Source organism: Loktanella gaetbuli, assembly GCF_020531945.1.
Lineage (GTDB): Bacteria > Pseudomonadota > Alphaproteobacteria > Rhodobacterales > Rhodobacteraceae > Loktanella > Loktanella gaetbuli.
Map to the genome: position 1 here is coordinate 401,543 of NZ_JAJATZ010000001.1, position 26,531 is coordinate 428,073.

Annotated in this window: 25 protein-coding genes and 1 other RNA gene; 12 read left to right on the plus strand and 14 right to left on the minus strand. The window is 61.6% G+C overall.

Annotated elements, in window-relative coordinates; translation table 11 throughout:
• The first annotated feature begins 119 nt into the window (after positions 1 to 119).
• Positions 120 to 2,903, plus strand: coding sequence for an Rne/Rng family ribonuclease (locus tag LGQ03_RS02075; protein ID WP_226747044.1), 2,784 nt, complete (start codon positions 120 to 122; stop codon positions 2,901 to 2,903).
• 55 nt (positions 2,904 to 2,958) lie between these two features.
• Here the strand turns inward: LGQ03_RS02075 and LGQ03_RS02080 are convergent, their stop codons facing one another.
• Positions 2,959 to 3,186: a sulfurtransferase TusA family protein gene (locus tag LGQ03_RS02080; RefSeq protein ID WP_056038484.1), complete on the minus strand. Its 228-nt coding sequence runs from the start codon at positions 3,184 to 3,186 to the stop codon at positions 2,959 to 2,961.
• Positions 3,187 to 3,279: 93 nt separating this feature from the next.
• On the opposite strand from LGQ03_RS02080, the gene LGQ03_RS02085 reads away from it, so the two are divergent.
• The 3 genes from LGQ03_RS02085 to LGQ03_RS02095 all read left to right on the plus strand — a co-directional run bounded on the left by LGQ03_RS02085 (position 3,280) and on the right by LGQ03_RS02095 (position 6,678).
• The gene (locus tag LGQ03_RS02085) at positions 3,280 to 4,035 is read left to right on the plus strand and encodes a cytochrome c biogenesis CcdA family protein (RefSeq protein WP_226747267.1); all 756 of its coding nucleotides are present in this window, start codon (positions 3,280 to 3,282) and stop codon (positions 4,033 to 4,035) included.
• A 61-nt stretch (positions 4,036 to 4,096) separates the two neighbouring features.
• Positions 4,097 to 5,323 carry a hypothetical protein gene (locus tag LGQ03_RS02090; protein ID WP_226747045.1) on the plus strand — a complete coding sequence of 409 codons (1,227 nt, stop codon included), beginning with the start codon at positions 4,097 to 4,099 and terminating at the stop codon, positions 5,321 to 5,323.
• The gene (locus tag LGQ03_RS02095) at positions 5,320 to 6,678 is read left to right on the plus strand and encodes a cytochrome P450 (protein ID WP_226747046.1); all 1,359 of its coding nucleotides are present in this window, start codon (positions 5,320 to 5,322) and stop codon (positions 6,676 to 6,678) included. Before LGQ03_RS02090 ends, LGQ03_RS02095 begins: the two co-directional genes overlap by 4 nt.
• Positions 6,679 to 6,964: 286 nt before the next feature.
• Here LGQ03_RS02095 and LGQ03_RS02100 read toward each other — a convergent pair whose 3' ends face one another.
• The 5 genes from LGQ03_RS02100 to LGQ03_RS02120 form a co-directional block, all read right to left on the minus strand.
• A complete protein-coding gene (locus LGQ03_RS02100; protein WP_090159450.1) occupies positions 6,965 to 7,198 on the minus strand; it encodes a ribbon-helix-helix domain-containing protein in 234 nt (77 codons plus the stop codon).
• The gene (locus tag LGQ03_RS02105) at positions 7,191 to 7,373 is read right to left on the minus strand and encodes a DUF4169 family protein (RefSeq protein ID WP_090159451.1); all 183 of its coding nucleotides are present in this window, start codon (positions 7,371 to 7,373) and stop codon (positions 7,191 to 7,193) included. Before LGQ03_RS02105 ends, LGQ03_RS02100 begins: the two co-directional genes overlap by 8 nt.
• A 117-nt stretch (positions 7,374 to 7,490) precedes the next feature.
• Positions 7,491 to 8,882, minus strand: a complete 1,392-nt coding sequence (fumC, locus tag LGQ03_RS02110) for a class II fumarate hydratase (protein ID WP_226747047.1) — start codon at positions 8,880 to 8,882, stop codon at positions 7,491 to 7,493.
• A gap of 60 nt (positions 8,883 to 8,942) precedes the next feature.
• On the minus strand, positions 8,943 to 9,422 hold the full coding sequence (locus tag LGQ03_RS02115; RefSeq protein WP_090159648.1) for an SspB family protein: 480 nt from the start codon (positions 9,420 to 9,422) through the stop codon (positions 8,943 to 8,945).
• Positions 9,423 to 9,485: 63 nt separating this feature from the next.
• Positions 9,486 to 10,127: a DUF1194 domain-containing protein gene (locus tag LGQ03_RS02120; protein WP_226747048.1), complete on the minus strand. Its 642-nt coding sequence runs from the start codon at positions 10,125 to 10,127 to the stop codon at positions 9,486 to 9,488.
• 93 nt (positions 10,128 to 10,220) lie between these two features.
• On the opposite strand from LGQ03_RS02120, the gene LGQ03_RS02125 reads away from it, so the two are divergent.
• Positions 10,221 to 11,858 (plus strand): glycoside hydrolase family 13 protein, encoded by a 1,638-nt coding sequence (locus LGQ03_RS02125; RefSeq protein WP_226747049.1) that lies wholly within the window; start codon positions 10,221 to 10,223, stop codon positions 11,856 to 11,858.
• A 9-nt stretch (positions 11,859 to 11,867) separates the two neighbouring features.
• Here LGQ03_RS02125 and ssrA read toward each other — a convergent pair.
• The 7 genes from ssrA to LGQ03_RS02160 all read right to left on the minus strand — a co-directional run bounded on the left by ssrA (position 11,868) and on the right by LGQ03_RS02160 (position 18,684).
• Positions 11,868 to 12,217: a transfer-messenger RNA gene (ssrA, locus tag LGQ03_RS02130) on the minus strand.
• Entirely contained in the window at positions 12,218 to 13,549 is a 1,332-nt protein-coding gene (locus LGQ03_RS02135; RefSeq protein ID WP_226747050.1) for a branched-chain amino acid ABC transporter permease, read from the minus strand.
• The gene (locus LGQ03_RS02140; RefSeq protein WP_090159455.1) at positions 13,546 to 14,556 is read right to left on the minus strand and encodes a branched-chain amino acid ABC transporter permease; all 1,011 of its coding nucleotides are present in this window, start codon (positions 14,554 to 14,556) and stop codon (positions 13,546 to 13,548) included. The genes LGQ03_RS02135 and LGQ03_RS02140 overlap by 4 nt, the downstream gene beginning before the upstream one ends.
• A gap of 62 nt (positions 14,557 to 14,618) precedes the next feature.
• Entirely contained in the window at positions 14,619 to 15,443 is an 825-nt protein-coding gene (locus LGQ03_RS02145; protein ID WP_090159456.1) for an ABC transporter ATP-binding protein, read from the minus strand.
• Positions 15,440 to 16,225 (minus strand): ABC transporter ATP-binding protein, encoded by a 786-nt coding sequence (locus LGQ03_RS02150; protein ID WP_090159457.1) that lies wholly within the window; start codon positions 16,223 to 16,225, stop codon positions 15,440 to 15,442. Before LGQ03_RS02150 ends, LGQ03_RS02145 begins: the two co-directional genes overlap by 4 nt.
• A 56-nt stretch (positions 16,226 to 16,281) precedes the next feature.
• Positions 16,282 to 17,478 (minus strand): ABC transporter substrate-binding protein, encoded by a 1,197-nt coding sequence (locus LGQ03_RS02155; RefSeq protein ID WP_090159458.1) that lies wholly within the window; start codon positions 17,476 to 17,478, stop codon positions 16,282 to 16,284.
• Between the two features lie 204 nt (positions 17,479 to 17,682).
• Positions 17,683 to 18,684, minus strand: a complete 1,002-nt coding sequence (locus LGQ03_RS02160) for a GlxA family transcriptional regulator (protein ID WP_090159650.1) — start codon at positions 18,682 to 18,684, stop codon at positions 17,683 to 17,685.
• Positions 18,685 to 18,835: 151 nt separating this feature from the next.
• Here LGQ03_RS02160 and LGQ03_RS02165 point away from each other — a divergent pair, with 151 nt between their 5' ends.
• On the plus strand, positions 18,836 to 20,206 hold the full coding sequence (locus LGQ03_RS02165) for a class II 3-deoxy-7-phosphoheptulonate synthase (protein ID WP_226747051.1): 1,371 nt from the start codon (positions 18,836 to 18,838) through the stop codon (positions 20,204 to 20,206).
• Positions 20,207 to 20,255: 49 nt separating this feature from the next.
• Here the strand turns inward: LGQ03_RS02165 and LGQ03_RS02170 are convergent, their stop codons facing one another.
• Positions 20,256 to 20,885, minus strand: coding sequence for a PAS domain-containing protein (locus LGQ03_RS02170; protein ID WP_226747052.1), 630 nt, complete (start codon positions 20,883 to 20,885; stop codon positions 20,256 to 20,258).
• 175 nt (positions 20,886 to 21,060) lie between these two features.
• On the opposite strand from LGQ03_RS02170, the gene LGQ03_RS02175 reads away from it, so the two are divergent.
• The 6 genes from LGQ03_RS02175 to LGQ03_RS02200 all read left to right on the plus strand — a co-directional run bounded on the left by LGQ03_RS02175 (position 21,061) and on the right by LGQ03_RS02200 (position 26,493).
• Positions 21,061 to 21,951, plus strand: a complete 891-nt coding sequence (locus tag LGQ03_RS02175; protein WP_226747053.1) for a YicC/YloC family endoribonuclease — start codon at positions 21,061 to 21,063, stop codon at positions 21,949 to 21,951.
• 3 nt (positions 21,952 to 21,954) lie between these two features.
• Positions 21,955 to 22,596 (plus strand): guanylate kinase, encoded by a 642-nt coding sequence (gmk, locus tag LGQ03_RS02180; RefSeq protein WP_226747054.1) that lies wholly within the window; start codon positions 21,955 to 21,957, stop codon positions 22,594 to 22,596.
• Positions 22,593 to 23,117, plus strand: coding sequence for a gamma carbonic anhydrase family protein (locus LGQ03_RS02185; RefSeq protein WP_226747055.1), 525 nt, complete (start codon positions 22,593 to 22,595; stop codon positions 23,115 to 23,117). The genes gmk and LGQ03_RS02185 overlap by 4 nt, the downstream gene beginning before the upstream one ends.
• Positions 23,114 to 24,304 (plus strand): trans-sulfuration enzyme family protein, encoded by a 1,191-nt coding sequence (locus LGQ03_RS02190; protein WP_226747056.1) that lies wholly within the window; start codon positions 23,114 to 23,116, stop codon positions 24,302 to 24,304. Before LGQ03_RS02185 ends, LGQ03_RS02190 begins: the two co-directional genes overlap by 4 nt.
• Positions 24,305 to 24,309: 5 nt before the next feature.
• Positions 24,310 to 25,332 (plus strand): ATP-binding protein, encoded by a 1,023-nt coding sequence (locus LGQ03_RS02195; protein WP_226747057.1) that lies wholly within the window; start codon positions 24,310 to 24,312, stop codon positions 25,330 to 25,332.
• Positions 25,333 to 25,461: 129 nt separating this feature from the next.
• Positions 25,462 to 26,493 (plus strand): substrate-binding domain-containing protein, encoded by a 1,032-nt coding sequence (locus tag LGQ03_RS02200; protein ID WP_226747058.1) that lies wholly within the window; start codon positions 25,462 to 25,464, stop codon positions 26,491 to 26,493.
• Positions 26,494 to 26,531 lie beyond the last annotated feature (38 nt).

Genomic DNA, 26,531 nt, shown 5'->3' on the forward strand with positions numbered 1-26,531 from the left:
GCTTGATGACACCCTCTGGGGTGCAGCGGTCGGCACTGTGCGGCACGCCCTTTATAGACATGACATCCTGACAGCCGCCCCGCCAGGGTCGGGCATCGGGTGTGATGCGAATGGATACAATGCCAAAGAAAATGCTGATCGACGCCACGCACGCGGAAGAAACCCGCGTCGTCGTGGTGGATGGAAACAAAGTCGAGGAATTTGATTTCGAGAGCCAGTTCAAGCGACAGCTTGCTGGGAACATCTATCTGGCCAAGGTGACACGGGTTGAACCGTCGTTGCAGGCTGCGTTCGTGGATTACGGTGGCAATCGCCACGGATTCCTCGCGTTCTCTGAAATCCACGCGGATTATTATCAGATCCCCATCGCGGACCGTCAGGCCCTGATGGAAGAAGAGCGTGCCTACGCCGAAAGCCAGAAAGCCGCCGAAGAAGAAGAGGAAGCGCCCAAGCCGCGTCGCCGCCGGTCGCGCCGTTCCGCCGCCGAAGACGTCGCAAACGACGACGCCGTCGCGGTCGAGGATGTCGAAATCGCAGGCATGGAAACCATCGACCTGGACGACGAAGAGGGGTCCAGCCCGATGGAACGCGGTCGTGAAACGCCCGTGGAAACGCCCGCCGCCGATGAGGACATCGACGACGAGAACGGCCATGACGACGAAGATGATGGCCCCGACGCCGCCGACAAGGACGACCAGATCGAACAGATCGCGGATCACGACCACGATGATGTGCGTCCGGTCCGCAAGCCCCGTCCCAAACGCTACAAGATCCAGGAAGTCATCAAGGTTCGCCAGATCCTGCTGGTGCAGGTCGTCAAGGAAGAGCGCGGCAACAAGGGTGCTGCACTGACCACTTACCTGTCGCTGGCGGGTCGTTACTGCGTGCTGATGCCCAACACCGCACGCGGCGGTGGCATTTCGCGCAAGATCACCAATGCAGCCGACCGCAAGAAGCTGAAGGAAATCGCGAATGAAATGCAGGTGCCGCAGGGTGCTGGCCTGATCATCCGCACCGCCGGCAGCCAACGCACCCGCACCGAGATCAAGCGTGACTACGAATACCTGCAGCGCATGTGGGAACAGATTCGCGAGCTGACGCTGAAATCCACCGCACCGGCCAAGATTTACGAGGAAGGTGACCTGATCAAGCGCACGATTCGAGATCTATATTCCAAGGAGATCGACGAGGTCATCGTGGCGGGCAACGATGGCTATCGCACGGCCAAGGACTTCATGAAGATGATCATGCCGTCCCATGCGAAAAACGTGAAACTCTATGCCGAGCAGATGCCGCTTTATGCGCGCTATCAGGTCGAAAGCTACCTTGCGGGTATGTTCAGCCCCACGGTTCAATTACCGTCGGGTGGTTACATCGTGATCGGCATCACCGAGGCGCTGGTCGCCATCGACGTGAACTCTGGCCGCGCGACCAAGGAAGGGTCAATCGAACAGACCGCGCTGAAAACCAACCTCGAGGCCGCTGACGAGGTGGCACGCCAACTGCGTCTGCGTGACCTTGCAGGCCTGATCGTGATCGATTTCATCGACATGGACGAACGCCGCAACAACGCCAGCGTTGAAAAGCGGTTCAAGGACAAGCTGAAAAACGACCGTGCGCGTATCCAGGTTGGCCGGATTTCCGGCTTTGGCCTGATGGAAATGTCGCGTCAGCGCCTGCGCCCCGGCATGCTGGAGGCTACGACCCAACCTTGCGTCCATTGCCACGGCACAGGCCTGTTGCGGTCTGATGACAACGTCGCATTGAACATCATTCGCCAGCTCGAAGAAGAGGGCGTACGCGGTCGCAGCAAAGAGGTTCTGGTGAGGGCCCCGGTGTCCATTGCCAACTTCCTCATGAACGGCAAACGCGAACATATCGCCGCGATCGAGGGTCGTTATGGCATGGCGGTGCGGGTCGAATGTGACCTGAAACTGGTGTCACCCGAATTCGCGATCGACAAGTTCAAGAGTGCGACGCGCGTCGTTCCCGAGGCCGGAACCTTTATCCAGGCCGAATCCGCGATGATCGAGGACGAAGACGAGGATATCGTCGAGGAGACACCCGAAGAGGACGAGGCCGAGGCGACGCCAACACAGGCAACGCCCGAGGATGGCGAAGGCCAGCCGCGCAAGAAACGCCGTCGTCGTCGTCGTCGCAAGGGCGGTCAGGGAAGCGATGACCGTCAGGATCAGGACGAGAACGGCAACTCTGCTGACGAAGACGACAGTGCGGATACGGACAAGGCTGCAGATCAGCCGGAAACGGAAGACACCACAGCCGACAAGCCCAAGCGCACCCGGACGCGCAGCCGCCGCCGCAAGACCGACGACGCGGACGCGCCTGCCGACGCCGTCGCAGCGGATGCACCGCAAACGGATGCAGAGGCCGCGACGCCCGAGGCCGAAGAGGCACCCAAGAAGCGGACACGCAGCCGTCGCAAACCCGCAGCAAAGGTGACAGAGGCCACTGACGCAGCGGATACGACCGCTGCAGAGGCGCCCGCCGAAGCCGCCCCAACCGATGACGCCGACGCCCCGGCTGAAAAGCCAAAGCCCAAGCGCCGCAGTCGTGCCAAAAAGGCCGATCCGGTCGCGGCATCCGCAGATGCGGTCGCAGCAGCGCCAGAGGCGTCAAACGCCGCATCGGAAACGACCGCGACCGACGACGTGGCAACACCCGACGCACCGGCAGCGGTGGCCGAACCGGCCCCCGAAACCAAGAGCGTCATTGATGTGCCCGTGGTGCAGCCTGTGTCCGAAACGACGTCAGAGCCGGACGCCGAAACCGAGGCCACGCCACAAGCTGAACCTGTGCAGGCCGCGGCAGAGGCCGATACCGTTGACGAGAAAAGCGACGAAAAGAAGCCCCGTCGCAAGGGCTGGTGGTCACTGGGCCGCTAGGTCTGGATCACGATGCGCAGACAAAAGGCGGGCCAGATGGCCCGCCTTTTTCATGTCAGCCCTTGGCGATGTAGTAGGTCTGCACCGGGCCGTCATCCTCTGACCCGATCAGGCGGTGGCCAGCCTCGGCGCAGAAATGCGGCACATCGACGACTGCTGCCGGATCATCGGCGCGGACGCGCAGGACCTGCCCGGATTGCAACGGTTGCAGACGCTTTCGCGCCTTGAGAACGGGCAGGGGACAAAGCAGCCCCACGGCATCAAGATCGGCATCATATTCCATGCCCATTGGGTATTGCGGATGTTGCAGGTTGTAAACGGTCTCGTGACGCGGGCAGGGCGTGACGCCGCTGCTGTTCCGGGTTACATCCTTGCCATGATCGAACCGTTGACCCTGTTAGATGCCAGCCTGCTACCTGCAATCCTGATTGCGGTGACTGCGGGTCTTTTGTCGTTTCTCAGCCCCTGTGTGCTGCCCATCGTGCCGCCGTATCTGGCCTATATGGGCGGGGTCAGCGTCACGGATCTGGACGAGACTGCCGCCGCGCGACGCAAGGTGATGGTTGCTGCCGCAATGTTCGTCCTGGGCCTGTCCACGGTCTTTTTGCTGCTCGGGATGGCGTTTTCGACGCTGGGCCGCGCCTTGCTGCAATGGCAGGGCTGGTTCGTGCCGATTGCGGGCATCGTGGTGATGATATTCGGTGCGCATTTCATCGGCGTGTTCCGCATCGGGTTTCTGGACCGTGAGGCGCGGATGGACACCGGCAGTCAGGGCGGCAGCGCGCTGGGGGCCTATGTTCTGGGTCTGGCCTTTGCCTTTGGCTGGACACCCTGTCTGGGCCCCATTCTGGGCACGATCCTCGGCCTTGCGGCATCAGAGGCGAGCATCAGCCGTGGCACGGTGTTGCTGGCGGCCTATGCAGCGGGGCTTGGGATTCCGTTTCTGCTGGTGGCTGCGTTCTTTCCACGGCTCAAGGGGCCGATGGCCTGGATGAAACGTCACATGGACCGCATCGAACGCACATCCGGCCTGCTATTGTGGACCGTCGGGCTGATGATGGTGACGGGACAATTCACGGCGTTCAGTTTCTGGCTGCTGGAACGTTTTCCCGCGCTCGCCGCGATTGGGTGATTTTTCTTAATTTCGCCGCCATTGCGTGTCACACTTGCGCAAACAGCGACGGGCATCGTCCATGACACAGGCAGACCTTCAGGTTCGGACGCGCCGGGTTTTCTACATTCCCGGCTATGACCCGATCCATGCCCGACGCTACCGCGAGTTGTATCGCACCGAAGGGCGCGCGCAGGCGGAGATCAGCGGCTACGATCTGACACTCAGTCCGAAACCAAAGGGTAAGACATATGGCTGGCGCGTGGCCGCCCGGATCGAGGATGCCGAGGTTAGCGCAGAGGTAGACGTGCTGGTGTGGTCCGACATCGTGCGTGACAGCATGTCGAACACGATCCCCGCGACCTATGCGCAATTGGTGCGGACGGCCTGGACCTATATTGCGAGCGGCGCATTGGGGCGGTTGATGAAACTGCGCAAGGGGCCGGTGATTGCGGCCCTGTATCCCGTCGGGATGCTGCTGCTGCAACTCCTGATCGCGCTTGGCCTTGGTGCGCTGGCCGGTTGGTTTGCGGTTCTCCTTCTGCCCTTGGGCAGCGGCTGGGACACCATGGCGCGCTTTGCCGTGCTGACGGCGGTGACGGCCCTGATCCTGCGCTGGTTCAAGTCGCGTGATGGCAAGCTCTTTGCCTATTACCTCATGCATGATTACAGCTATTCCGCCCGGTGGCGCGGGGCAAATCCAGCGCCGCTAGAAAAACGGATGGCCGAATTTGCCGATATCATCGCGCAAGCGCTGACCGATGACGTGGACGAGGTGCTGGTCGTCGGCCATTCGTCGGGCGCACATCTGGGGGTGTCGATCCTGGCAGATCTGATCCGTGATGCACGCGTGCCCGCACGCGGTCCGGTCCTGTCGTTTCTGACCCTTGGGCAGGTCGTGCCGATGGTCAGTTTTCTGCCCGATGCACATCGGCTGCGGGCCGATCTGCAATTCCTGAGCGAGCAGAACATTGCTTGGGTCGATGTGACGGCCCCCGGCGATGGTTGCGCATTCGCGCTGTGCGATCCTGTGGCTGTTTCGGGGGTCGCCACGCCGGCGCAACGCTGGCCGCTGGTGATTTCCGCAGCCTTTACCCAGACCCTGTCAGAGGCACGCTGGGCGGAGTTGCGCTGGCAATTCTTTCGGCTGCATTTTCAATATCTCTGCGCCTTTGACCGGCCTGGTGACTATGATTATTTCCGGATTACCGCCGGGCCACAGACGCTGGGTGCCCGTTTCCGGGGGCGCAATCCTTCGGCCTCGCGGATGACGCAGGCGGTGTCGAAATATACCTCGATCGCTGCATGACCCAGCCGGTCAAACCTGCCAGCCGCCCTGACAAGGTATCGCTGTGGCGCTACATGCGTCTGTTCCGCGCCGACATCCTGTCGGCACAACCTGCCAAATTGTACCGCGCCTGGATGGCCGAATTTCGCACGCCGTTTTTTCGCAGCTACATGATCAACGATCCCGCACTGATTGATCTGGTCCTCAAGGAGCGCCCTGACGATTTTCCAAAATCTGAACGGATTGGCGCGGGTCTGCGACCACTGTTGGGAAATTCGGTGTTCCTGACCAACGGGGAGACCTGGAAACGGCAACGCCGGATCATTGATCCCGCATTCGAAGGCGGACGCCTGCGCGACAGTTTTGCGGCGATGCATGCCGCAGGACAGGCAGCGGTGTCGCGGCTGGCGCCGCTGGCCGACGGACAGCCACAGGATATCGAGCCGGAAACCAGTCATGCGGCGGCTGATGTCATCTTTCGGACGCTCTTTTCGATCCCGATCGACGACCAAGTCGCGACAGAAGTCTTTGACGAATTTCGACGCTATCAACGCAGCCAGCCGATCTTGAATCTTGCGGCCTTTGTCCCGGGTCCGCGCTGGATGCCGCGGTTCTTCAAATCGGACACGCGGCGCACGGCGCAGCGGATCAGGGCGTTGATTACCGGGCTAACGCAGGACCGCCTGACTGCGATTGCCGCGGGCCACGCGCCGGATGATCTCGCGACCAAGATCATGACGACCGCTGATCCCGAAACAGGTGAAACCTTTGATCTGGATGAAATGGTGGATCAGGTCGCGATCTTTTTCCTTGCCGGACACGAAACGTCGGCCGCTGCGCTGGCATGGACCCTGTATCTGCTGGCGTTGAACCCCGACTGGCAGGACCGGGTCGCCACCGAGGCGCAGACCTGGGACGGCGGTTTTGCAACCCTGTCGTCCCTGCGCGATACCCGTGACGTTTTCCGCGAGGCCCTGCGCCTGTACCCGCCGGTGCCGATGATGGTGCGCCAGACAACAACGCCAGAGGTGTTTCGGGACCGGCCCGTGCGACCCGGTTCACAGGTGGTTCTGTCGCCTTGGCACCTGCATCGTCAGACCCGGATCTGGGACCGCCCCGATGATTTCGATCCGGCGCGCTGGCAAACCAAGGACGGCAAGGCGCAACAACGGCTGGCCTATATGCCTTTTTCAGCCGGACCCCGTGTGTGCACTGGTGCGGGTTTCGCCATGCTCGAAGGTGTGGTCATTCTGGCGCAACTGCTACGCGCCTATCAGTTCGAGCTTGTCCCGGATCGCCTTCCCGTGCCGGTCGCACATTTGACGGTCCGGACCCGTTCGGGCATGTGGCTGCGAATCACGCAACGCAACGATTGATCGCAGGCGGGCGACAATCTGTGTGCCTGGGGTGCATTGGTGCAGGTCCATGACCAGCGTCGCGCCCAAATTGCATAAATCGTGACATTTTGCTGCCACAGATCCTAGTGTCGCTTTGGGGACGACACAGGATCGGAACACGCAAGATGCCATATCAGGACAGCCAAAAGCAGGGCGTCATGTCGCGTTTCGCGGACTGGCTGCGCTGTGTCGCGAATCCCGTTTCGCACGATGTCATGACCGTGCCGCAATCTGCACGCTGCAAACCGGACAGTGCGCCGCGCCGCTAGTCCAGTCTGGATTGCAGGTCGGTCAACACCGCGACCCGAATCGCGGACGCCAGCCCCACGTCGCCCCGTGACGCGTCGATCTCGGCGGCCAGGGCGTTCAGTGCCACGCCCCGTTCCAGAGCGAGTGCACGAAACGCATCCCAGAATTCACGTTCCAACGAAACGCTGGTCCTGTGGCCACGCAATGTCAGCGAATGCTTGACCGGTCGCCCGGCCGGCGGGCTAGTCATCTTCGAACTGTGACTGGTCCAGGCGCTGTCTGGCCTGTTCGGCCTGTGCTGCCTCCAGCAGACGCTGCGCCTTGGTCCGTCCGAACTTGACCGCATTCTGATCTGCCTCGGCCTTTTCCTCGGCGCGGCTGCGTTTTTTGCGGACCTGATTGAGTGAGATAACCTTGGACGTCATGCGCGGAATCCTGTGACAGATGGACTCTTACGGTGACAAGTTGCGCTTGCCCGGACAAGAGACCGCCGCGCAAATTTCCCTGCGCGGCGGTGAATTGTTTGCTTGACGGCGACCCTATTATTTCGGGCCGATCATGTCCTCGGGACGCACCACACGGTCAAAGGTTTCGGCGTCGACAAAGCCGAGGGCGATGGCCTCTTGCTTGAGGGTCGTGCCATTCTTGTGCGCGGTCTTGGCAACCGTGGTCGCATTGTCATAGCCGATTTCGGGGGCCAATGCCGTCACCAGCATCAGGGATTCGCGCATCAATTTTTCGATCCGGTCCCGGTCGGCCCGGATGCCTGCCACGCAGTTGTCGGTGAATGCCACCGCGCTGTCGCCCAGCAGTTGCATGGATTGCAACACGTTGTAGGCCATCATCGGTTTCATCACGTTCAGCTCGAAATGGCCCTGTGACCCGGCGAATCCGACGGCTGCGTCATTGCCCATGACATGGGCGCAGACCTGGGTGATCGCCTCGACCTGTGTGGGGTTCACCTTGCCTGGCATGATCGACGATCCTGGCTCGTTTTCGGGCAGCATCAGTTCGCCCAGACCGCAGCGGGGGCCGGACCCCAACATGCGAATGTCACAGGCGATTTTATAGATGCTGGCCGCGACGCCGCGCAGCGCACCCGACATTTCGACCAATGCATCATGGGCGGCTAGCGCCTCAAACTTGTTGGGGGCCGTGACAAAGGGCAGACCAGTGATGTCAGCGATATTGGCCGCGACGGTTTCGCCCCAACCCTTTGGCGTGTTCAGACCGGTGCCGACAGCCGTGCCGCCCTGCGCCAGTTCATAGATCGCGGGCAGGGCGGCCTTGATCCGGCGGATACCCATCGCGACCTGATGCACGTAGCCGGAAAATTCCTGACCCAGGGTCAGCGGTGTCGCATCCATCGTATGCGTGCGACCAATCTTGATGATGTCGTCGAACTCGGCCTGCTTTGCCTCCAGCGCCTTGTGCAGATGTTCCAGACCCGGCAGCAACACGTCATGCGCGGTGCGGGCAACGGCGATATGCATCGCGGTCGGAAAGGTATCGTTGGACGACTGGCCCATATTGCAGTGATCGTTGGGGTGGACGGGTGTTTTCGACCCGATCTCACCACCCAGAATTTCGATCGCGCGGTTGCTGATCACCTCGTTGGCATTCATGTTCGACTGGGTGCCGGACCCGGTCTGCCAGACGACCAGCGGAAAGTGATCGTCCAGTTTGCCAGCCACGACTTCGGAGGCAGCCGCGATCATGGCGTCGGCCAGCGTCTTGTCCAGTTTGCCACGGGCCAGATTGGCCTGCGCACAAGCCTGCTTGATCACACCCAGCGCGCGCACGATCGCCACGGGCTGTTTTTCCCAGCCGATGGGAAAATTCATCAAGGAACGCTGTGTTTGCGCACCCCAATAGCGGTCTGCGGCGACCTCCAGCGGGCCAAAGCTGTCGGTTTCGGTGCGTGTCTTGGTCATGTCGGGCCTCCCGGTCAAATGGTTGCCCTTCAGTAGCGTGACCTTACGCGCGCATCAATCTTACTTGCGAAACTTGTCGAGGCTGACGACCTCTGCGGCCGGGCGCGGGGTGTCGTCGGCGTCTGGTTCAACCAGTTCATCCATCGGCGCCTCATCATCGTCGTCGTCGTGATCGATGTCAGACGCCTGTGTTTCGAACCGCAGACCGAATTCGACCGAAGGATCGGCAAAGGTCGTGATCGCATCATAGGGGATATATAGCGGCTCCGGCACGTTTCCGAACGACAGCGTGACGGCGAATCCCTCTTCCGAGACATCGAGGTTGTCGAACCAGTGCTGCATGATGATCGTCATGTCGCCGGGATAGCGGTCCGACAGGTGGTCGGCCATTTCCACATCCGGGTGCAGCGTGTCAAAGGTGATGATGAACCGATGATCGCCGGGCAATTTACCGGTTTTCTGCACGTCGGCCAGCACGTCACGGATCAGCGTGCGCATCGCACGGTGCATCAGATTTCCGTAGTCGATCTTTTGTGACATCTGGCCGTCCTCTGATTTGCGTATGGTCAACATATCCTATTCGTCCGCGAGTAAAAGGGCGTCCTAGCCGATGATTTGCGCCAATTCGCGGATAATCTTGGCCCGGATTGCGCGTGGATAATCGCTGTGTCTGCGGGCGGTCATGACGAATCCGTCGCGTGTGATGACCTGTTCGCGGTAAAAATTCGTGATGGCCAGGCCCATGGATTCAATGGCGATCGCGTTGATCGTGATGCCATCGCGCTCTGCCTGTCTGCGGGCGGCGCCGATATCGCCGATGGCGTTCGGTGTCCCATCGCCAGAGATGTCGATGACCCGGCGCTTGCAGTCCGACACCGCGTCAAAGTTGCGCAGCGAAAACAGGATTGCCTGTGCAGGTGCCGTATCCGACAAAACGAACCTGCGGTCCTGAGCACGGGCCAGGTCCGACAGCTGCGCCACGTCTGTTGCGGCGCGGATGCGGGTCCAGGGGATCACGACCGACTGGCGGTCGATCCCTGACCATTGCACCACCGAAATGGCGGATTGCCCCTGCACCAGCGCATCAATGATATCGGGATCGTTCAGCGCATCGGCCAGACCGTCTGTCTGTAGCCTGTACTCTGCCACATCCACAGAATTGCTGACGTCGATGGTCAACATCAACGCCGTTTCGCAGGCGATGGCGGGCAGGGGGCAGAGGGCGAGGACAAGAGCACGCAGCATGCCCGTACATTGCGACAGGTTCAACTTCCGGGGCAACTGATTTGACCGCGCGCCGTTTTTGCGCAAAGTCTGAATTTAACAGAAGGATACGCCATGACAGACCAGACCGCGCCCTGGTGGACTGCCGCCACCGCCTACCAGATCTATCCCCGTAGTTTTCAGGACAGCAACGGCGACGGCATCGGCGATATCCCCGGCATCATCTCGCGCCTCGATCATCTGTCGGATCTTGGCGTGGGCTTCGTCTGGCTGTCGCCGGTCTTTGCCTCGCCGATGGCGGACAACGGCTACGATATCTCCGACTATCGCGATATCGCGCCCGAGTTCGGCACGCTGGATGATATGGACCGGCTGATTGCCGAGGCGAAGGGCCGCAACATCGGCATCGTCATGGACCTCGTCGTCAGCCACACCTCGGACGAGCACGCCTGGTTCCGTGCCGCCTGCGAAAGCCGTGACAACCCGATGCGCGATTTCTACATTTGGCGCGATCCCGGTCCCGACGGCGGCCTGCCCAACGACATACAGTCGAATTTCGGCGGGCCTGCCTGGACCTTCCACGAGCCGACGGGTCAGTATTACTTTCACCTCTTTGACCCGAAACAGCCCGATCTGAACTGGGAGAACCCGCGCGTCCGCGCCGAGGTCTACGCCATGATGAACTGGTGGTTCGACCGGGGCGTCGCGGGCTTTCGGATGGATGTCATCGACCTGATTGGCAAAGAGCCCGATCGCGGCATCACCGCCGACGGCCCGAAACTGCACGACTACCTGCAAGAGATGCACCAACAGACTCTCGCGCACCGCGATGTCGTCACGGTCGGCGAATGCTGGTCCGCCACGCCGGAGAACGCGTTGCTCTACTGCGGGCGCGACCGAAACGAGCTGTCGATGGTATTCCAGTTCTCTCACGTCATGGCCGGCTGGGACGAAACGCTGGGCAAATGGACGCGTAAACCCGTCGCGCTGCCGGTGCTCAAGCACAGCCTCGCGCGTTGGCAGGAGGTCTGCGCCGAGGACGGCTGGAACTCGCTCTTCTGGGGCAATCACGATCTACCGCGCGCGGTTTCGAAATACGGCGACGACAGTCCAGAACATCGTGCGGACTCGGCCCGATGCCTTGCCACGGCACTCCATCTGATGAAGGGAACGCCTTATATTTATCAGGGCGAAGAGATCGGCATGACCAACGTGGTCTTCGAGCGGATCGACCAGTTCCGCGACGTCGAGACGCTGAACTTTCACCGCATCCAGACCGCGCAAGGCGTGAGTACAGAGGACTTCCTCGCCGGTGCAAACCTAAACGGCCGTGACAACGCGCGCACGCCGATGCAATGGTCTGACGCCGAAAACGCGGGATTCACCACTGGCACGCCCTGGATCGAGGTCAACCCGAACTATCGTCAGATCAATGTGGCCTCCGACCGCGCCAGTCAGGACAGTGTCATGGCCCGCTACAAGGCGCTGGCCACGCTGCGACGGAACGACGATCTGATCCGCTTCGGGGATTTCGTGCCGTTTGATCTGGACCACCCCCAGATCATGGCCTACGCGCGGCGGCTGGGCTCGCAACAGATCACGGTAATCTGCAACCTCTCCTCGCAGAGTGTCACCTACGACGTGCCGCAAGATCTGCGTCTGTCCGGCGTCTGCGCCTTCACCGGACGCATCATCGACGTCGCATCGCAGGAAACACTGGCACCTTGGGAAGACATCGTCGTCACTGGCTGAGAGGGGAAAGGTGCAGGTTTCTGTTGCCAGGTACCTGCGGACCCCGCCCAAGGCTGCTAGGCCAGAGGACTTAAGGTTTCGGTGTTAGTTACCGCTTACGCGGCAACTGCGACCGGAGCATGGTTGTCATTTGCAACTATACAATTTGTACCGATAACGGTGGTAACTCACCGAGACAAAGCAAACCCCTTTAGACGTTCGTCGATCCTATTTCGGCCCCATCGCTGGCAAATGACCAGATGTTGGTGGAGCCGCCGGGTACCGCCCCCGGGTCCGATCCGCTTATTACGAGCGCGTTTATGTCCATAGTCCCGAAGGACACCCTTTAGATAGGGGGGCCATCGAGCTGTGGCAAGGGGTCACTTTTCGGGCAGGATACCGCGCGGGCTAAACCGCAGGATCAGCAGCAGAACGGTGCCCATGACCAAGAAACGCATCTGCGGTGCGGAATTGACCAGGTTGGCCTTGAACGTGCTGTCATCGCTCATCCAGGCGGTGGCCCAAATCATCAGGTCGGGTCCGTATTCACCCACGGCCACCCACAGCCACCAGATCAGCATACCACCCAGCACAGAGCCAAAGTTGTTGCCGGACCCGCCGACAATCACCATCACCCAGACCAGGAACGTGAACCGCAGCGGTTGATATGCGGCTGGTGTCAGCTGACCGTCCAGCGTTGTCATCATTGCACCAGCCAGACCGCAGATGGCCGACCCGATGACAAACACCTGCAGATGGCGGGCGGTCACGTTCTTGCCCATGGCGCGGGCCGCGACCTCGTTGTCGCGGATCGCACGCATCATGCGGCCCCAGGGGCTGTGCAGCGCGCGCTGCGCGAGGATGAGCAGCACGATCAGGAATGCCGCGAACAGGCCGGAATACAGCAGCTTGACCCAGAGGGTGGATGCAAGCGTGGGGTCCAGCCCCAGATCGGTGACCGTGGCCACAAAATTCGGATCTGCCTGCAGGTCTGTCTCGTAGGGGACAGGGCGCGGCAGGCCGATGACGTTCATGACGCCCCGGCTCATCCAGTTTTCGTTTTTCAAGATCGCGATGATGATTTCCGCAATGCCCAGCGTGGCAATCGCCAGATAGTCTGACCGCAGGCCCAGTGCCGTCTTGCCGATAATCCAGGCCGCACCCGCGGCCAGCATCCCGCCGACAGGCCAGGCGATGACAGCCATGATCGGCCAGTCACGACCGGAATCACCGCCAAAGTTCAGACCACCCAGAAAACCGGTGCTGGCGGGATTCACGGCCTCGATTGCCTGCACCCCGGCGTCGAACACGCTGCGGAACAGGAAAAATCCGACGATGCCGAGGACCACCATCGCAATCACCCGGACACGCCCGGCGGTGCGTTTGTAAACAGCGATCAGACCCGCGATCACGGCGGCGCCAATGGCCAGCGCGCCCAGCACCTGACCGCCACCGGCGGCCCAGGCCTCTGGCACGGGGGGCATCGAAATCAGCACAGCGGCCAGACCGCCCAGTGCCACGAACCCCATGACGCCGACGTTGAACAGCCCGGCGAGGCCCCATTGCAGGTTCACCCCCAGCGCCATGATCGCCGAAATCAGCCCATAGTTGACAATAATCAACGCCAGGTTCCAGTTGTCCAGGACACCGGTGCCCACGATCAGGGCCACGACAAGGCCCGCGAAAAGGCCGGTGCGCAATGTATCGGTCATATGGATTGCCCCTTGAACAGTCCGGTCGGCCGGAACAACAAAACGATGATCAGAATGATAAAGCTGACGGCAAACTTGTAGTCACCGCTCAGCAGCTGCACGAGGCCCTCTGGCGCCATGCTTTCAGGCAGCCAGTAGGTCAGCACCTTTTTCAAAGGATAGGTGACCGTTACCTCGGCAAAGGCAATGAGGAAACCGCCGACAATCGCACCCTTTGGGTTGCCGATCCCGCCGACGATGGCCGCCGCGAACATGGGCAGCAGCAGCTGGAAATAGGTGAACGCCTTGAACGATTTGTCGAGGCCGTAAAGCACACCCGCCGTGGTTGCCAGTGCGCCGACCAGCAGCCATGTCACACGCACCACGCGGTCGGGATCGATGCCGGACAGCAGCGCCAGATCCTCGTTGTCGGAAAAGGCGCGCATGGATTTGCCGGTGCGCGTCTTGTTCAGAAACCAGAACAACGCGATCATGACGATGACGGCGGTGACCAGCGTGATGGCCTGCGTCGTCCGAATGGCCAGACCTTCGTCCAGACCGGTCATGTCGCGGAACTGGCGCACGGTGATCAGGAAACGCTCACCATCGGCGAACTGGATGTCGCGCACGCCGAAAAACACACGTGTCAGGCCGTTCATGACGAACATCACACCCAGCGACACGATCACGAGGATCACCGGTTTGGCCTTTTGTTCGCGGTAGAATTTGTAGACCAACCAGTCGGTCACCAGCAGAATTACACCTGTCGCTGCGATTCCGATCGGCAGGGCGAGCAGGGCGGTCGGCAGTGGTCCCAGCGTGATGCCGAAAGCCACCAGCACCGCTGTCAGCTTGATCGTGATGCCTGTTCCCAGCGCCATCGTGTCGCCGTGGGCAAAGTTGGAAAACCGCAAGATTGCGTAAACCAACGTGATCCCCAGCGCCCCCAGTGCCAACTGCGCACCATAGGCAGCAGCCGGTATGATCACAAAGTTCGTCAAGAAGACGAGACCGTTCAGAAATTCCATTCAATATCCCCCAGTCCGGCCGCGATACGCGGGCACGGTGGTCGTCAAGATCAATGCGGGCATCACCCGCCCAAGAAGCTGCGGCGCACTTCGTCGTCAGCCAGCAATTCCTTGCCGGTGCCGGTATGCGCGTTCGCGCCCTGAACCAGAACATAAGCTTTGTCAGCGATTTCAAGCGCTTGGCGGGCGTTCTGCTCTACCATCAGGATCGGGATACCCGTGCGGGCCACCTCGATAATGCGGTCAAAGAGTTCATCCATGACGATCGGGCTGACGCCGGCGGTCGGTTCGTCCAGCATCAGAACCTTGGGCTGTGTCATCAATGCACGTCCCACAGCGACCTGCTGACGCTGACCACCCGACAATTCACCCGCAGGCTGGTTCCGCTTTTCCTTGAGGATCGGAAACAGGTCATACACCTTGGTCATCGTATCGCGGAAATCATCGCGCCGGATGAACGCACCCATCTCCAGGTTTTCCTCGACGGTCATCGAGGTAAAGATGTTGTGGGTCTGCGGCACGAATCCCATGCCCTTGATCACGCGGTCCTGCGGCGTCAGCGCGGTAATATCCTCACCGTCCAGCATCACGTGGCCCGAGCGCACGTCCAGCATGCCGAACATCGCCTTCATCGCGGTGGATTTGCCTGCACCGTTAGGGCCGACGATCACGGCGATTTCGCCTGGATCAACGGCGATGGTGCAGCTGTGCAGAATGTCCGGTCCCTTGCCATAGCCACCTGTCATGGCCTCGCCGATCAGAAACGCCCTGCTGTTTGCTGGCACAGCCTTGCCGCCCTTGCGGACGGTTTGCGTCGTGCTGCCTCCGGGTTTGGTGATCGACCGGTCCTTGTTGCCGCGGTCGTCCTGGTATGCGCTGTCACTCATGCTGTGGCCACCTGATCCTTGTTTTTCAGACCCGTGCCCAGATAGGCTTCGATCACCTGTTCATTGGCCTTGATCTCGTCCAGCGTGCCCTCAGCCAGCACCTTGCCTTCGGCCATGCAGATCACGGGGTCGCAGAGGCGGCCGATAAAATCCATGTCGTGTTCGATTACGACGAATGTATAGCCGCGCTCGCGGTTCAGACGCTGGATCGCGTCACCGATGGTATTCAGCAGCGTGCGGTTCACGCCCGCACCGACCTCGTCCAGGAACACGATCCGGGCGTCGACCATCATGGTGCGGCCCAGTTCCAGCAATTTCTTTTGTCCGCCAGAGACTTGCCCGGCCTTGTGATCGGCCAGATGGGTGATGGTCAGAAATTCCAGCACCTCGTCGGCCTTGGCCCGCAGGGCGCGTTCTTCGTCAGCGATGCGTTTGCGCCCGAACCACGTATTCCACAGCGTTTCGCCCGCCTGATTGCCCGGCACCATCATCAGGTTCTCGCGGCAGGTCATCGACGAAAACTCATGCGCGATCTGAAAGGTGCGCAGCAGCCCCTTGTGGAACAATTCATGCGGCGGCAGACCGGTGATATCCTCGCCCGCCATGGTCACGCGCCCCGACGTCGGTTCAAGAACGCCCGCGATCACATTGAAAAGCGTGGTTTTTCCAGCGCCATTCGGACCGATCAACCCGGTGATCGATCCTTCACGGATCGTCAGGCTTGCCCCGTCCACGGCGTGAAAACCACCAAAGGTCTTCACGAGATTTTCGACAACGATCATTGATTTTCAATCCGTTGGGTGCCCCGGCGCGCGATGGCGCCGGGGCAGGTCAGGTTTTAGCGGAAGTTGACGGTGACGATTTCGCCGTCCTGGATCTCGATCTCGCGGTAGTTGCCGGCGGATTCGCCTTCACCGATGAGTTCAACCGCCGTGGCACCGACATAGTCGATGTCTTCGCCAGCCTTCAGCAGCTCAATCGCCTTGCCCAGTTCACCGGGGAAAATCTCGGTGCCGGGGGCGTTGGCCACATTCATGACTTCACCCATGAAATCAGTGGACTGGTTGGAACCCGCTGCTTCCATGGCCAGCATGATCAGGGCTGCTGCGTCATAGCTTTCGGGTGCGAATGCGCCCGTGCCATCGAAATCAGCCTCGGCTGCCAGGGCCTGGAACATTTCAGCGCCCGCGCTGTCGGTGCCGGGGAACTGACCGAACGACCCGTTCAGCGCGTCACCGATGTCATCGACCAGCTGCTGACCGACCATGCCGTCGGGCAGGACGAAGGTGTCGAATGCACCCGTGTCGATCGAGTTCTGGATGATGCCCTTGCCGCCCTGGTCGGTGTAACCGGCCACGACCAGAACCTCGCCACCGGCGGCTGCCAGTGCAGCGACTTCGGAGGAATAGTCGCCCTTGCCGTCCTCGTGTGCGGCCGAAATCGTGACGGTGCCGCCTGATTCCTCGAATGCCGCCTGGAACGCGTCAGCCAGACCCTTGCCATAGTCGTTGTTGGTATAGGTCAGCGCGACCTCGGTGATACCGCGATCGTTCAGGATCTCGGTCATCACGACACCCTGACGGGCATCGGACGGTGCGGTGCGGAAGAACAGGCCGTCATCCTCTGCGGTGGACAGGCCCGGCGAGGTGGCGGAGGGCGAAATCATCACGACGCCGTTGGGGCGTGCGACGTTTTGCAGGATCGCACCCGTCACGCCGGAACAATCGGCACCCATGATGGCGTTCACGCCGTCACCGGTAACCAGACCTTCGGCGGCGGCGGTGGCTGCACCGGCGTCAATGCAGGTGGAATCCGCGCGGATGCCGGTCACGGTCGCGCCGTCCAGCAGGGTGCCTGCTGCGTTGACTTCGGCAATGGCCAGCTCAGCGCCAGCGCCCATGGCGGGGGTGATGGATTCCAGCGGGCCGGTAAAGCCCAGCACGATCCCGATCTTGACGTCGCCCGTATGCGCGGCAGCAAAGGCCTGGCCGGCAAACAGGGCGGTGGCCGCGGTGGCCATCATCAGATGTTTCATTGGTAACTCCCTAACGTTTTTGTTGTTGGTGGACGCAGATTAGCAGGCGTGTTGCAGAAAGAAAGCGCCAACCGGCAGGTCGTTCGACCTGCAAAACCAGTCGTACCGGGTCAAAATCGCGACTTTGCGACATGCCGCAACCTGAGGTTGATTTGCAAAGTGCCCGCTGCCGCTACGTCATCGCGGACAAGAGAATCGCAGGCCCTACGGCCCTGTCCGCGCCGCATGCGATCCGCGTTCGCGGTAGGGCGTCGTATCATAATGTGCGCGGTAGCATTTCGAAAAATGTGACGGCGACGCAAATCCGCAGGCGAGTGCGACATTGATCACCGTCATGTCGGTCTGCATCAGCAGGTTGCGCGCCTTGGCCAGCCGCAGTTCCATGTAATACCGCTTGGGGCTGCGCGACAGATAGCGGCGGAACAGCCGTTCCAGCTGGCGTGTCGACATCCCCACCTCCTTGGCCAGTTGCGCGGGGCTGATCGGATCCTCGATGTTCTGTTCCATCAACTTGATGACGCGCGACAGTTTCGGATGCCTGACGCCGATACGGGTGGGGATCGACAGCCGCTGCGTGTCCTGATCGGTGCGGATCGACGAATAAATCAGGATATCAGCGACATTGTTGGCCAATTCCTCGCCGTGGTCATCCGCAATCAGCTTGAGCATCAGGTCGATGGATGCAGTGCCCCCAGCGGTCGTGATGCGGTTGCCATCAATGACGAACACGGACCGGGTCAGGTCGACCTCTTCGAATTCCTCGATAAAGCTGTCCTGATTTTCCCAGTGAATCGTCGCGCGTTTGCCATCCAGCAAGCCCGCCCGCGCCATGGTATAGCCGGCGGTACACAGGCCCGCGACGGGCAGGCCACGCCGGGCCTCCTTGCGCAGCCAGTTCAGCACGCGCTTGGTCGTGGCCTCCTGAATCTCGAGCCCGCCACACAGCATGATGGTATCTTCGCGGTCCAGTTCCGACAGATCGCCATTCACCGTGAACACGCATCCATTGGAACAGGTCGCGCTGACACCGCCCTCGGCCAGCAGCGACCAGCTGTACAGCTGCCGTCCTGCGGTCATGTTGGCGATCCGTAAACTTTCGATGGCGGCGGAAAAACAGAGCATCGTGAACTGATCCAGCAGGACAAACACGAAATGCCGGGGCCGCTGTTCGGCTGCGACTGCACGGGGGGATGATGATGGTGGCATGACCATACTCCGAAAAACGCTTCCGCGGACCAAACGCTACTAATCGCCCGGAAACAAGTGCCGCACCGACATTTGCATTGGACCTCTGGGGGTCGCACGTTATAAGCCGCGTCCGACAGCAAGAACCCGGATTGCCGGGGAAGGGGAAACGATGAGCACTTGGACCAAATCCGACTGGCGCAGCAAACCACGCGTGCAGATGCCCGAATATACCGACGCCACCGCACTGCAGGCGGTCGAGGCGAAACTGGCCAGCTATCCCCCGCTGGTCTTTGCCGGCGAGGCCCGCCGCCTGCGCAGCCACCTGGCCAAGGTCAGCCGAGGCGAAGCGTTCCTCTTGCAGGGCGGCGATTGCGCCGAAAGCTTTGCCGAATTCAGCGCCGACACGATCCGCGACACGTTCAAGGTGATGTTGCAGATGGCGATGGTCCTGACCTACGGAGCCAAGGTGCCCGTGGTCAAGGTGGGCCGCATGGCAGGCCAGATGGCCAAGCCACGCAGCGCCCCCACCGAAACCGTCAGCGGCGTGGAATTGCCCAGCTACCGCGGTGACATCATCAACGGGTTCGATTTCACGCCTGACAGCCGGATCCCCGATCCCGCACGCATGGAACAGGCCTATTTGCAGGCGGCGGCGTCGCTGAACCTGCTGCGTGCCTTTTCCACGGGTGGCTATGCCGACGTGCATCAGGTGCACCAGTGGACGCTGGGATTCACCGATGCGCCAGAGGCCGAAAAATATCGCGAACTGGCCAGCCGTATCAGCGATACGCTGGATTTCATGAATGCCGCCGGTCTGACCACCGACCGCAATCACGAATTGCAGACCGTCGAATTCTACACCAGCCACGAGGCATTGTTGCTGGAATACGAAGAGGCGCTGACCCGGGTGGACAGCACATCCGGCAACATGCTGGCCGGGTCCGGTCACATGATCTGGATCGGTGACCGGACACGTCAGCCAGACGGCGCGCATGTCGAATACTGCAAGGGCGTGATGAACCCCATTGGCCTGAAATGTGGTCCGACGATGACCTCTGGTCACCTCAAGGCGCTGATGGCCTCGCTGAACCCGAACAACGAGGCTGGCCGCCTGACGCTGATCGCACGCTTTGGTGCGGGCCAGGTGGGTGAACACCTGCCGCGTCTGATCAAGGCCGTCGAGGAAGAAGGCGCAAACGTCGTCTGGACCTGTGACCCGATGCACGGCAACACGATCAAATCCTCGACCGGCTACAAGACCCGTCCGTTCGAGAGCGTGCTGCGTGAGGTCACCGAATTCTTTGGCGTGCACAACGCCGAGGGCACGATCCCCGGCGGTGTCCATTTCGAAATGACCGGCAAGGACGTGACCGAATGCACCGGCGGCGTGCGTGCCGTGACCGACGAGGATCTGTCAGATCGTTATCACACGGCCTGCGATCCGCGCCTGAATGCCAGTCAGTCGCTGGAACTGGCGTTCCTTGTGGCCGAACAGCTCAGCAACCGCCGCACCGCAATGGCCGACGCCAAGGCCAGCTGATCGCGCGCACCATTGACTGCGAGGGGGGGCACCGGATCGGTGCCCCTTTTCATGTGCGGGTATTGTCCACGACCAGACGCAGGCCCGGATGCGCAGGATCGCTGGCGCGGCTGTCGGCAAACTGCCTGCCCAGCACCTGACGCCGGATCGCCGGTGCTGCTGCCATATCCCACCGCAGACCGGACCTTGTCCGTGTGTCGTGACTGACGATCGCACCCATGACTTTGGTCACCTGACCCGTCGCATCCGCCAAGGGCAGCGCCAGAAAATGCCCACGCACCGGATGCCAGCCAAACCGACGCGTTCCGATCAACGGCACGCCAAGGATCGCAGGATCGGCCAGGCAGTCCTGCACCAACGCAACCACCCGCGCTCCGGCGTCATCGGTGAAAAAGCAGCCCACCGACATGCCCCGCGGATCGAATCCCAAACCATCATGTAATGCCTGACCCGCCACGCGGATGCGCAACGCATCCAGCCCGGTCCGCTGTGCGACAAAGGCATGGGGCAATGCCGCATGCAGCGCCAACGGGTCGATATCCGCATGGCGCGGCACGGGGCTGGTGCGGCTGATGGTGCGCCAATCCGCCTCGAGCACGGATAACAGCCGGGCGGCCTGCGGCGACAGGTGCGCCAAGGGATCAGGCGAGGGTCCGGTAGGGGGTGGAACAGGGTGCATGGCGGCGATCCGGTGGCAAAAACGTGGCAGAATTAAGGAAACCTTAACCCGCAAAGGACCGATGCTTCATCCAAAATAGGATCAAACGGTTAACAGCCGCCCGGCGGCGCGCCGCCCCTTGTCCCTCCGGCGCTGGAAACGTTACATGGGCCGGCAACGACCTGACAGGACGACCATGACCCACTCGATGACTGCTTTTGCGACCCGGACCGGACATTCCGATGCGGGGCGCTGGGAATGGACCCTGCGATCCGTGAACGGCCGCACGCTGGATCTGCGGATGAACCTGCCGGACGGTTGCGATCGTCTTGAAACCACACTTCGGACGGCCCTGCGCAAGGCGCTGCATCGTGGCACGGTCACCGTGACGCTGACCTGCCGGATGGATCAGGGGCAGGGCGGGCGCGACATTGATCCCGACCGGTTGGACAAGGTGTTGCGTGCATTGGATCAGGTGCAGGACCGGGCGTTTTCGCTGGGCGTCACGCTGGGACAGCCCACCGCAGCCGACGTGCTGATGCAACCCGGCGTGCTGGAGCCCGGTTCAGCGGGCGCAGCATCCGATGACCTGATCGCTGCGGCCACCACGGCAATCGGTCCGCTGTTGGCGGATCTGACCGCGATGCGCGCCCAGGAAGGCACGGCATTGCAGAAACTGATCTGCGCGCAGCTCGACACCGTCCATGACCAGATCGAGGCCGCCCGCGCCCTGCTACCCGAACGCGAAAAACACGCCCGCCGCGCCCTGCGCGACGCCTATGCCCGTGTGATGGGCGAAATCACCGACACGGACGGCGCGCGCCTGACGCAGGAATTGGCGCTGATCGCGGTCAAGCAGGACGTGACCGAAGAGCTGGACAGGCTGAACACGCATCTTGTCGCGGCATGGGACCTGATGGACGAAGACGGCCCTGTCGGCCGCAAGCTGGATTTCATCATTCAGGAGATGCTGCGCGAGGCGAATACGCTGTGTTCAAAATCGCAGAATGCGGCCCTCTCGGGAATCGGGATCACGATCAAGACCGCGCTGGAACAGATGCGCGAACAAGTTCAGAATGTGGAGTGAGTGATGACGCGTCGTGGCCTGCTGATCATCCTGTCCTCACCCTCGGGTGCGGGTAAATCGACCCTCGCCAAACGGCTTATGACATGGGACGACACGCTGCGGTTTTCGGTGTCCGCCACCACGCGCCAGCCCCGCGCGGGAGAGGTGGACGGCACCGACTATCATTTCGTGTCAGAGGCCGAATTCCGCCGCCTTGTGGATGATCGTGGCATGCTGGAACACGCCCGTGTGTTCGAAAATTACTACGGCAGCCCCAAGGCACCCGTGCAGGCCGCCATCGAGACAGGGCGCGACGTGCTGTTCGATATCGACTGGCAGGGCGCGCAGCAGATCAGCAATTCCGACCTGCAGGATTCGGTGCTGTCGATCTTTATCCTGCCGCCTTCGATCACCGAACTGCACCGCCGGCTGGTCAATCGCGGGCAGGACGGTCCGGACGTGATTGCCAAGCGGATGCGCAAGAGCTGGGACGAAATCAGTCATTGGGACGGCTACGACTACGTGCTGGTCAATGACGATCTGGACGAAACCGAGGACCGTCTGAAAACCATCATCAGCGCCGAACGCCTGCGCCGTGCGCAACAGCCCGGCCTGCTGGATGTGGTGCGCCGCCTGCAATCCGAATTCGAGGAACGCCCGCTATGACCCTATATGCACTCAACGATATCCGCCCGACGCTGGGGGACGGCGTCTGGATCGCCCCCGGCGCGCACGTCATGGGAAGGGTCGATCTGGGGGACCGGGTCAACATCTGGTTCAACGTCACGATCCGGGGCGACAACGACCCGATCACCATCGGCGCGGACAGCAACATCCAGGAAAACGCCGTTCTGCACAACGATCCCGGTTTTCCGCTGACCGTGGGGCAGGGTTGCACCATCGGCCACAAGGCGATGCTGCATGGCTGCACCATCGGTGACAACACCATGATCGGGATGGGTGCAACCGTGCTGAATGGTGCCGTGATCGGCAAGAATTGCCTGATCGGCGCGGGCGCGCTGATCACCGAAGGCAAGACCATCCCGGACGGCAGCCTCGTCATGGGGGCACCCGGCAAGGTGGTGCGCCAACTGGACGACACGGCTATCGCGGGCCTGCGCCTGTCCGCCCGCCATTACGTCGAAAACGCGGCCCGTTTTGCCCGCGACCTGAAGGAAATCGAATGACCCGTCCCACATCCATCGTGCGCCGCACCGGCTGGCCCACATCCGTCTCTCGGCCCGTCGTGACGCCGCTGCAGCCCAGTGTCGTTTATTCTTCACCCGATCCCGATGCGCTGGACGCGCAATATGCCGACGCCTCTGGCTATACCTACGCGCGCGAGGGGCACCCCAACGCGCAGGTTCTGGCCGAAAAGATCGACATGCTCGAAGCTGTCGATCCGGCCTCTGGCGGCGGGATCATCACCGGGTCAGGCATGTCGGCGATCGGCGCTGTTTTCCTGGGCGTGCTCCAGGCGGGCGATCATGTGCTGGGCGGTGACCAGCTCTATGGGCGGTCGCTGCGCCTGATGACCCAAGACCTGCCACGTCTGGGGATCGAGACCTCGCTGGCGGACCCCACGGACCTGGCCGCGATGGAGGCCGCATTGCGCCCCAATACCCGCATGATCCTGGTCGAGGTCGTATCGAACCCCACGATCCGCGTGGCCGACATGGACGGGATCGTGAAACTGGCGCGTGACCGCGGCATTCTGCTGATGGTCGACAATACCTTTACCACGCCCGCGGCCTATCAGCCGCTTGTAGCGGGTGCCGACATCACGATCCATTCGGTGACCAAGCTGCTGGCGGGCCATTCGGATGCGACCCTGGGGTATGTCGGGACCAATGACCCGGACCTGCGCCGCCAGATCAACGATGCCAATGTGACCTGGGGCATGACACCCAGCCCGTTCGATTGCTGGCTGGCGGAACGGGGGCTGCATTCGTTCCACCTGCGCCACCGCGCGACACAGGACAATGCCACCCGGCTGGCAGATGCGCTGGCAGAGATGCCCGGCGTGACCAAGGTTCTCTATCCCACGCGCGCTGATCATCCCGACCATAACCGCGCCGTGGCATTGCTGGGCGGGCAGGGCGGACATATGTTGTCCTTTGTGCTGGACGGCGGTCGTGAGGCGGCGAATGCGTTGACCCGGGCCGCCCCCAACATCGCCTTTGCCCCGACGCTGGGGGATATCGGCACCACGCTGTCGCACCCGCCTTCATCGTCGCATCGCGGGCTCACGCCCGAGGGGCGCGCCGCACTGGGCATCAGCGAAGGATTCTTTCGCGTATCGGTCGGGGTCGAGGATGCCGATCTGCTGATTTCCGAACTGAGTGCTGCCGTCGCGGCCGCGACCCAAGGGTAGGGACCATGACCCGTCTGATCCCCGTCGACGCCCTGCCGATCCCGGTGATGCTGATCGACGCGGATCAGATGGTGGGTGCCGTCAGTCCTGCACTGACGGCACTGCTGGGTCCGAAACTGGTTGGACGCCATTTCATCACGGCCTTGCGGCAACCCACCCTGCTGGAGGCGATCGAGACTGTGATGCAATCCGGCGCACCGAACAAATCGCAATACTTGGGGCGCGACGGTGCGCGGGACACGACCTGGGATGTGACCATCGTACCCGAGGGGCGCAGCGTGATCCTGACCTTTGAGGATCGGACGGCGGCACAGGACGTCGGACAGTTGCGCCGGGATTTTGTGGCCAATGTCAGTCACGAGCTGCGCACGCCGCTGACCGCACTGCAGGGATTCATCGAAACGCTGCGCGGTGCCGCCCGCGACGACCCCAAGGCCCGTGAACGTTTTCTGGGAATCATGGAGCGTGAAACCACGCGGATGACCCAGCTTGTCACCGACCTTTTGTCGTTGTCGCGGGTCGAGGAGGCGGAACGCCTGCGGCCCAACACGGCCGTCAATCTGGGTGCGCTGATCGCGGGCACGCTTGAGGATCTGGGTCCGATCATCTCGGATTCGGGGATGAAGGTGACCCTGGAGGACAACAGCGCGGGCGTGCACGTGCTGGGCGATTCTGACCAGTTGCGGCAGGTCATCGCCAATCTGGTGCAGAACGCGCTGAAATACGGTGCCGACGGCGAAAAGGTCGAGATTACCGTCGACCCGCCTGCCGCATTTCGCAAACTGCGCGGGTTGGGGCTGGCGTTTCATGTGCGCGATCATGGCCCCGGTATCGCGGCACACCATTTGCCGCGCCTGACCGAGCGATTCTACCGCGTCGATTCCCACCGGGCGCGCGGGCAGGGTGGCACGGGACTGGGATTGGCCATCGTGAAACACATCCTGAACCGTCACCGCGGGCGGTTGCATATCACCAGTACGGTCGGATCAGGCACAACCTGTACCGTGGTTCTGCCGCTGGCAGACTAAATCCGCGATTTCGGCACCTGTCATATTACTTTTACATAAGTGTCACAAAAGCGTTGTGCGGGCCGATTAGCAGGGCCGCGACGGGGGCGTAGGAAACGCCGTCCGCATATGACTGACAGGAGCAAAAATATGTCGTTCATCAAACTGGCCACCTCTGCCGTTGCCATCGCTGCCGCATCCGCCGCCACCGCCCAATCCCGTGACAACGTGCAGGTTGCAGGCTCGTCCACCGTGCTGCCCTATGCCACGATCGTTGCCGAACTGTTCGGCGAAAACTTTGATTTTCCGACACCCGTCGTTGAATCCGGCGGTTCTTCTGCTGGTCTGAAGCGTTTCTGCGAAGGCGTTGGTGAAAACACCGTCGACATCGCCAACGCATCCCGCGCGATCCGCCCCGCAGAGATCGAGGAATGCGCCGCGAACGGCGTGACCGACATCATGGAAGTCCGTATCGGTTATGATGGCATCGTGTTCGCCAGCCAGACCGACGGCCCGGCCTTTACCGAGTTCACCCCGACACAGTGGTACAATGCACTGGCCGCCGAACTGCCCGTCGACGGTGCCATGGTTTCCAACCCGAACACCAACTGGTCGCAGGTTGACGCCGCACTGCCCGACGCCGACATCATGACGTTCATCCCGGGCACCAAGCACGGCACCCGTGAAGTGTTCGAGGAAAAGGTCATCCTGCAGGGCTGCGAAGACAGCGGTGCCATGGCTGCGATCATGGAAATCAACGGCGGTGACGAAGATGCTGCCGAATCCGCCTGCATGGCGATCCGCACCGACGGCATGTCCGTGGACATCGACGGCGACTACACCGAAACGCTGGCCCGCATCGACGCGAACCCCAACGGTGTCGGCGTCTTTGGTCTGGCATTTTACGAAAACAACACCAGTGTCCTGAAGGTCGCCACCATGAACGGTGTCGAACCTACGACGGAAACCATCTCGGCTGGTGATTACCCCGTGTCCCGTCCGCTGTTTTTCTACGTCAAGAAGGCGCACATCGGCGTCATCCCCGGTCTGAAGGAATACGCAGAGTTCTTCGTGTCTGACGACATGGCAGGCCCCGACGGCCCGCTGGCCGAATATGGCCTGGTGTCCGACCCCGAACTGGCCGACACCCAAGCCAAGATCGCCGACGAAACCACGATGTAAGTTTGCGTAAACTCATGCTACGACCGGGGGCAGGGCCA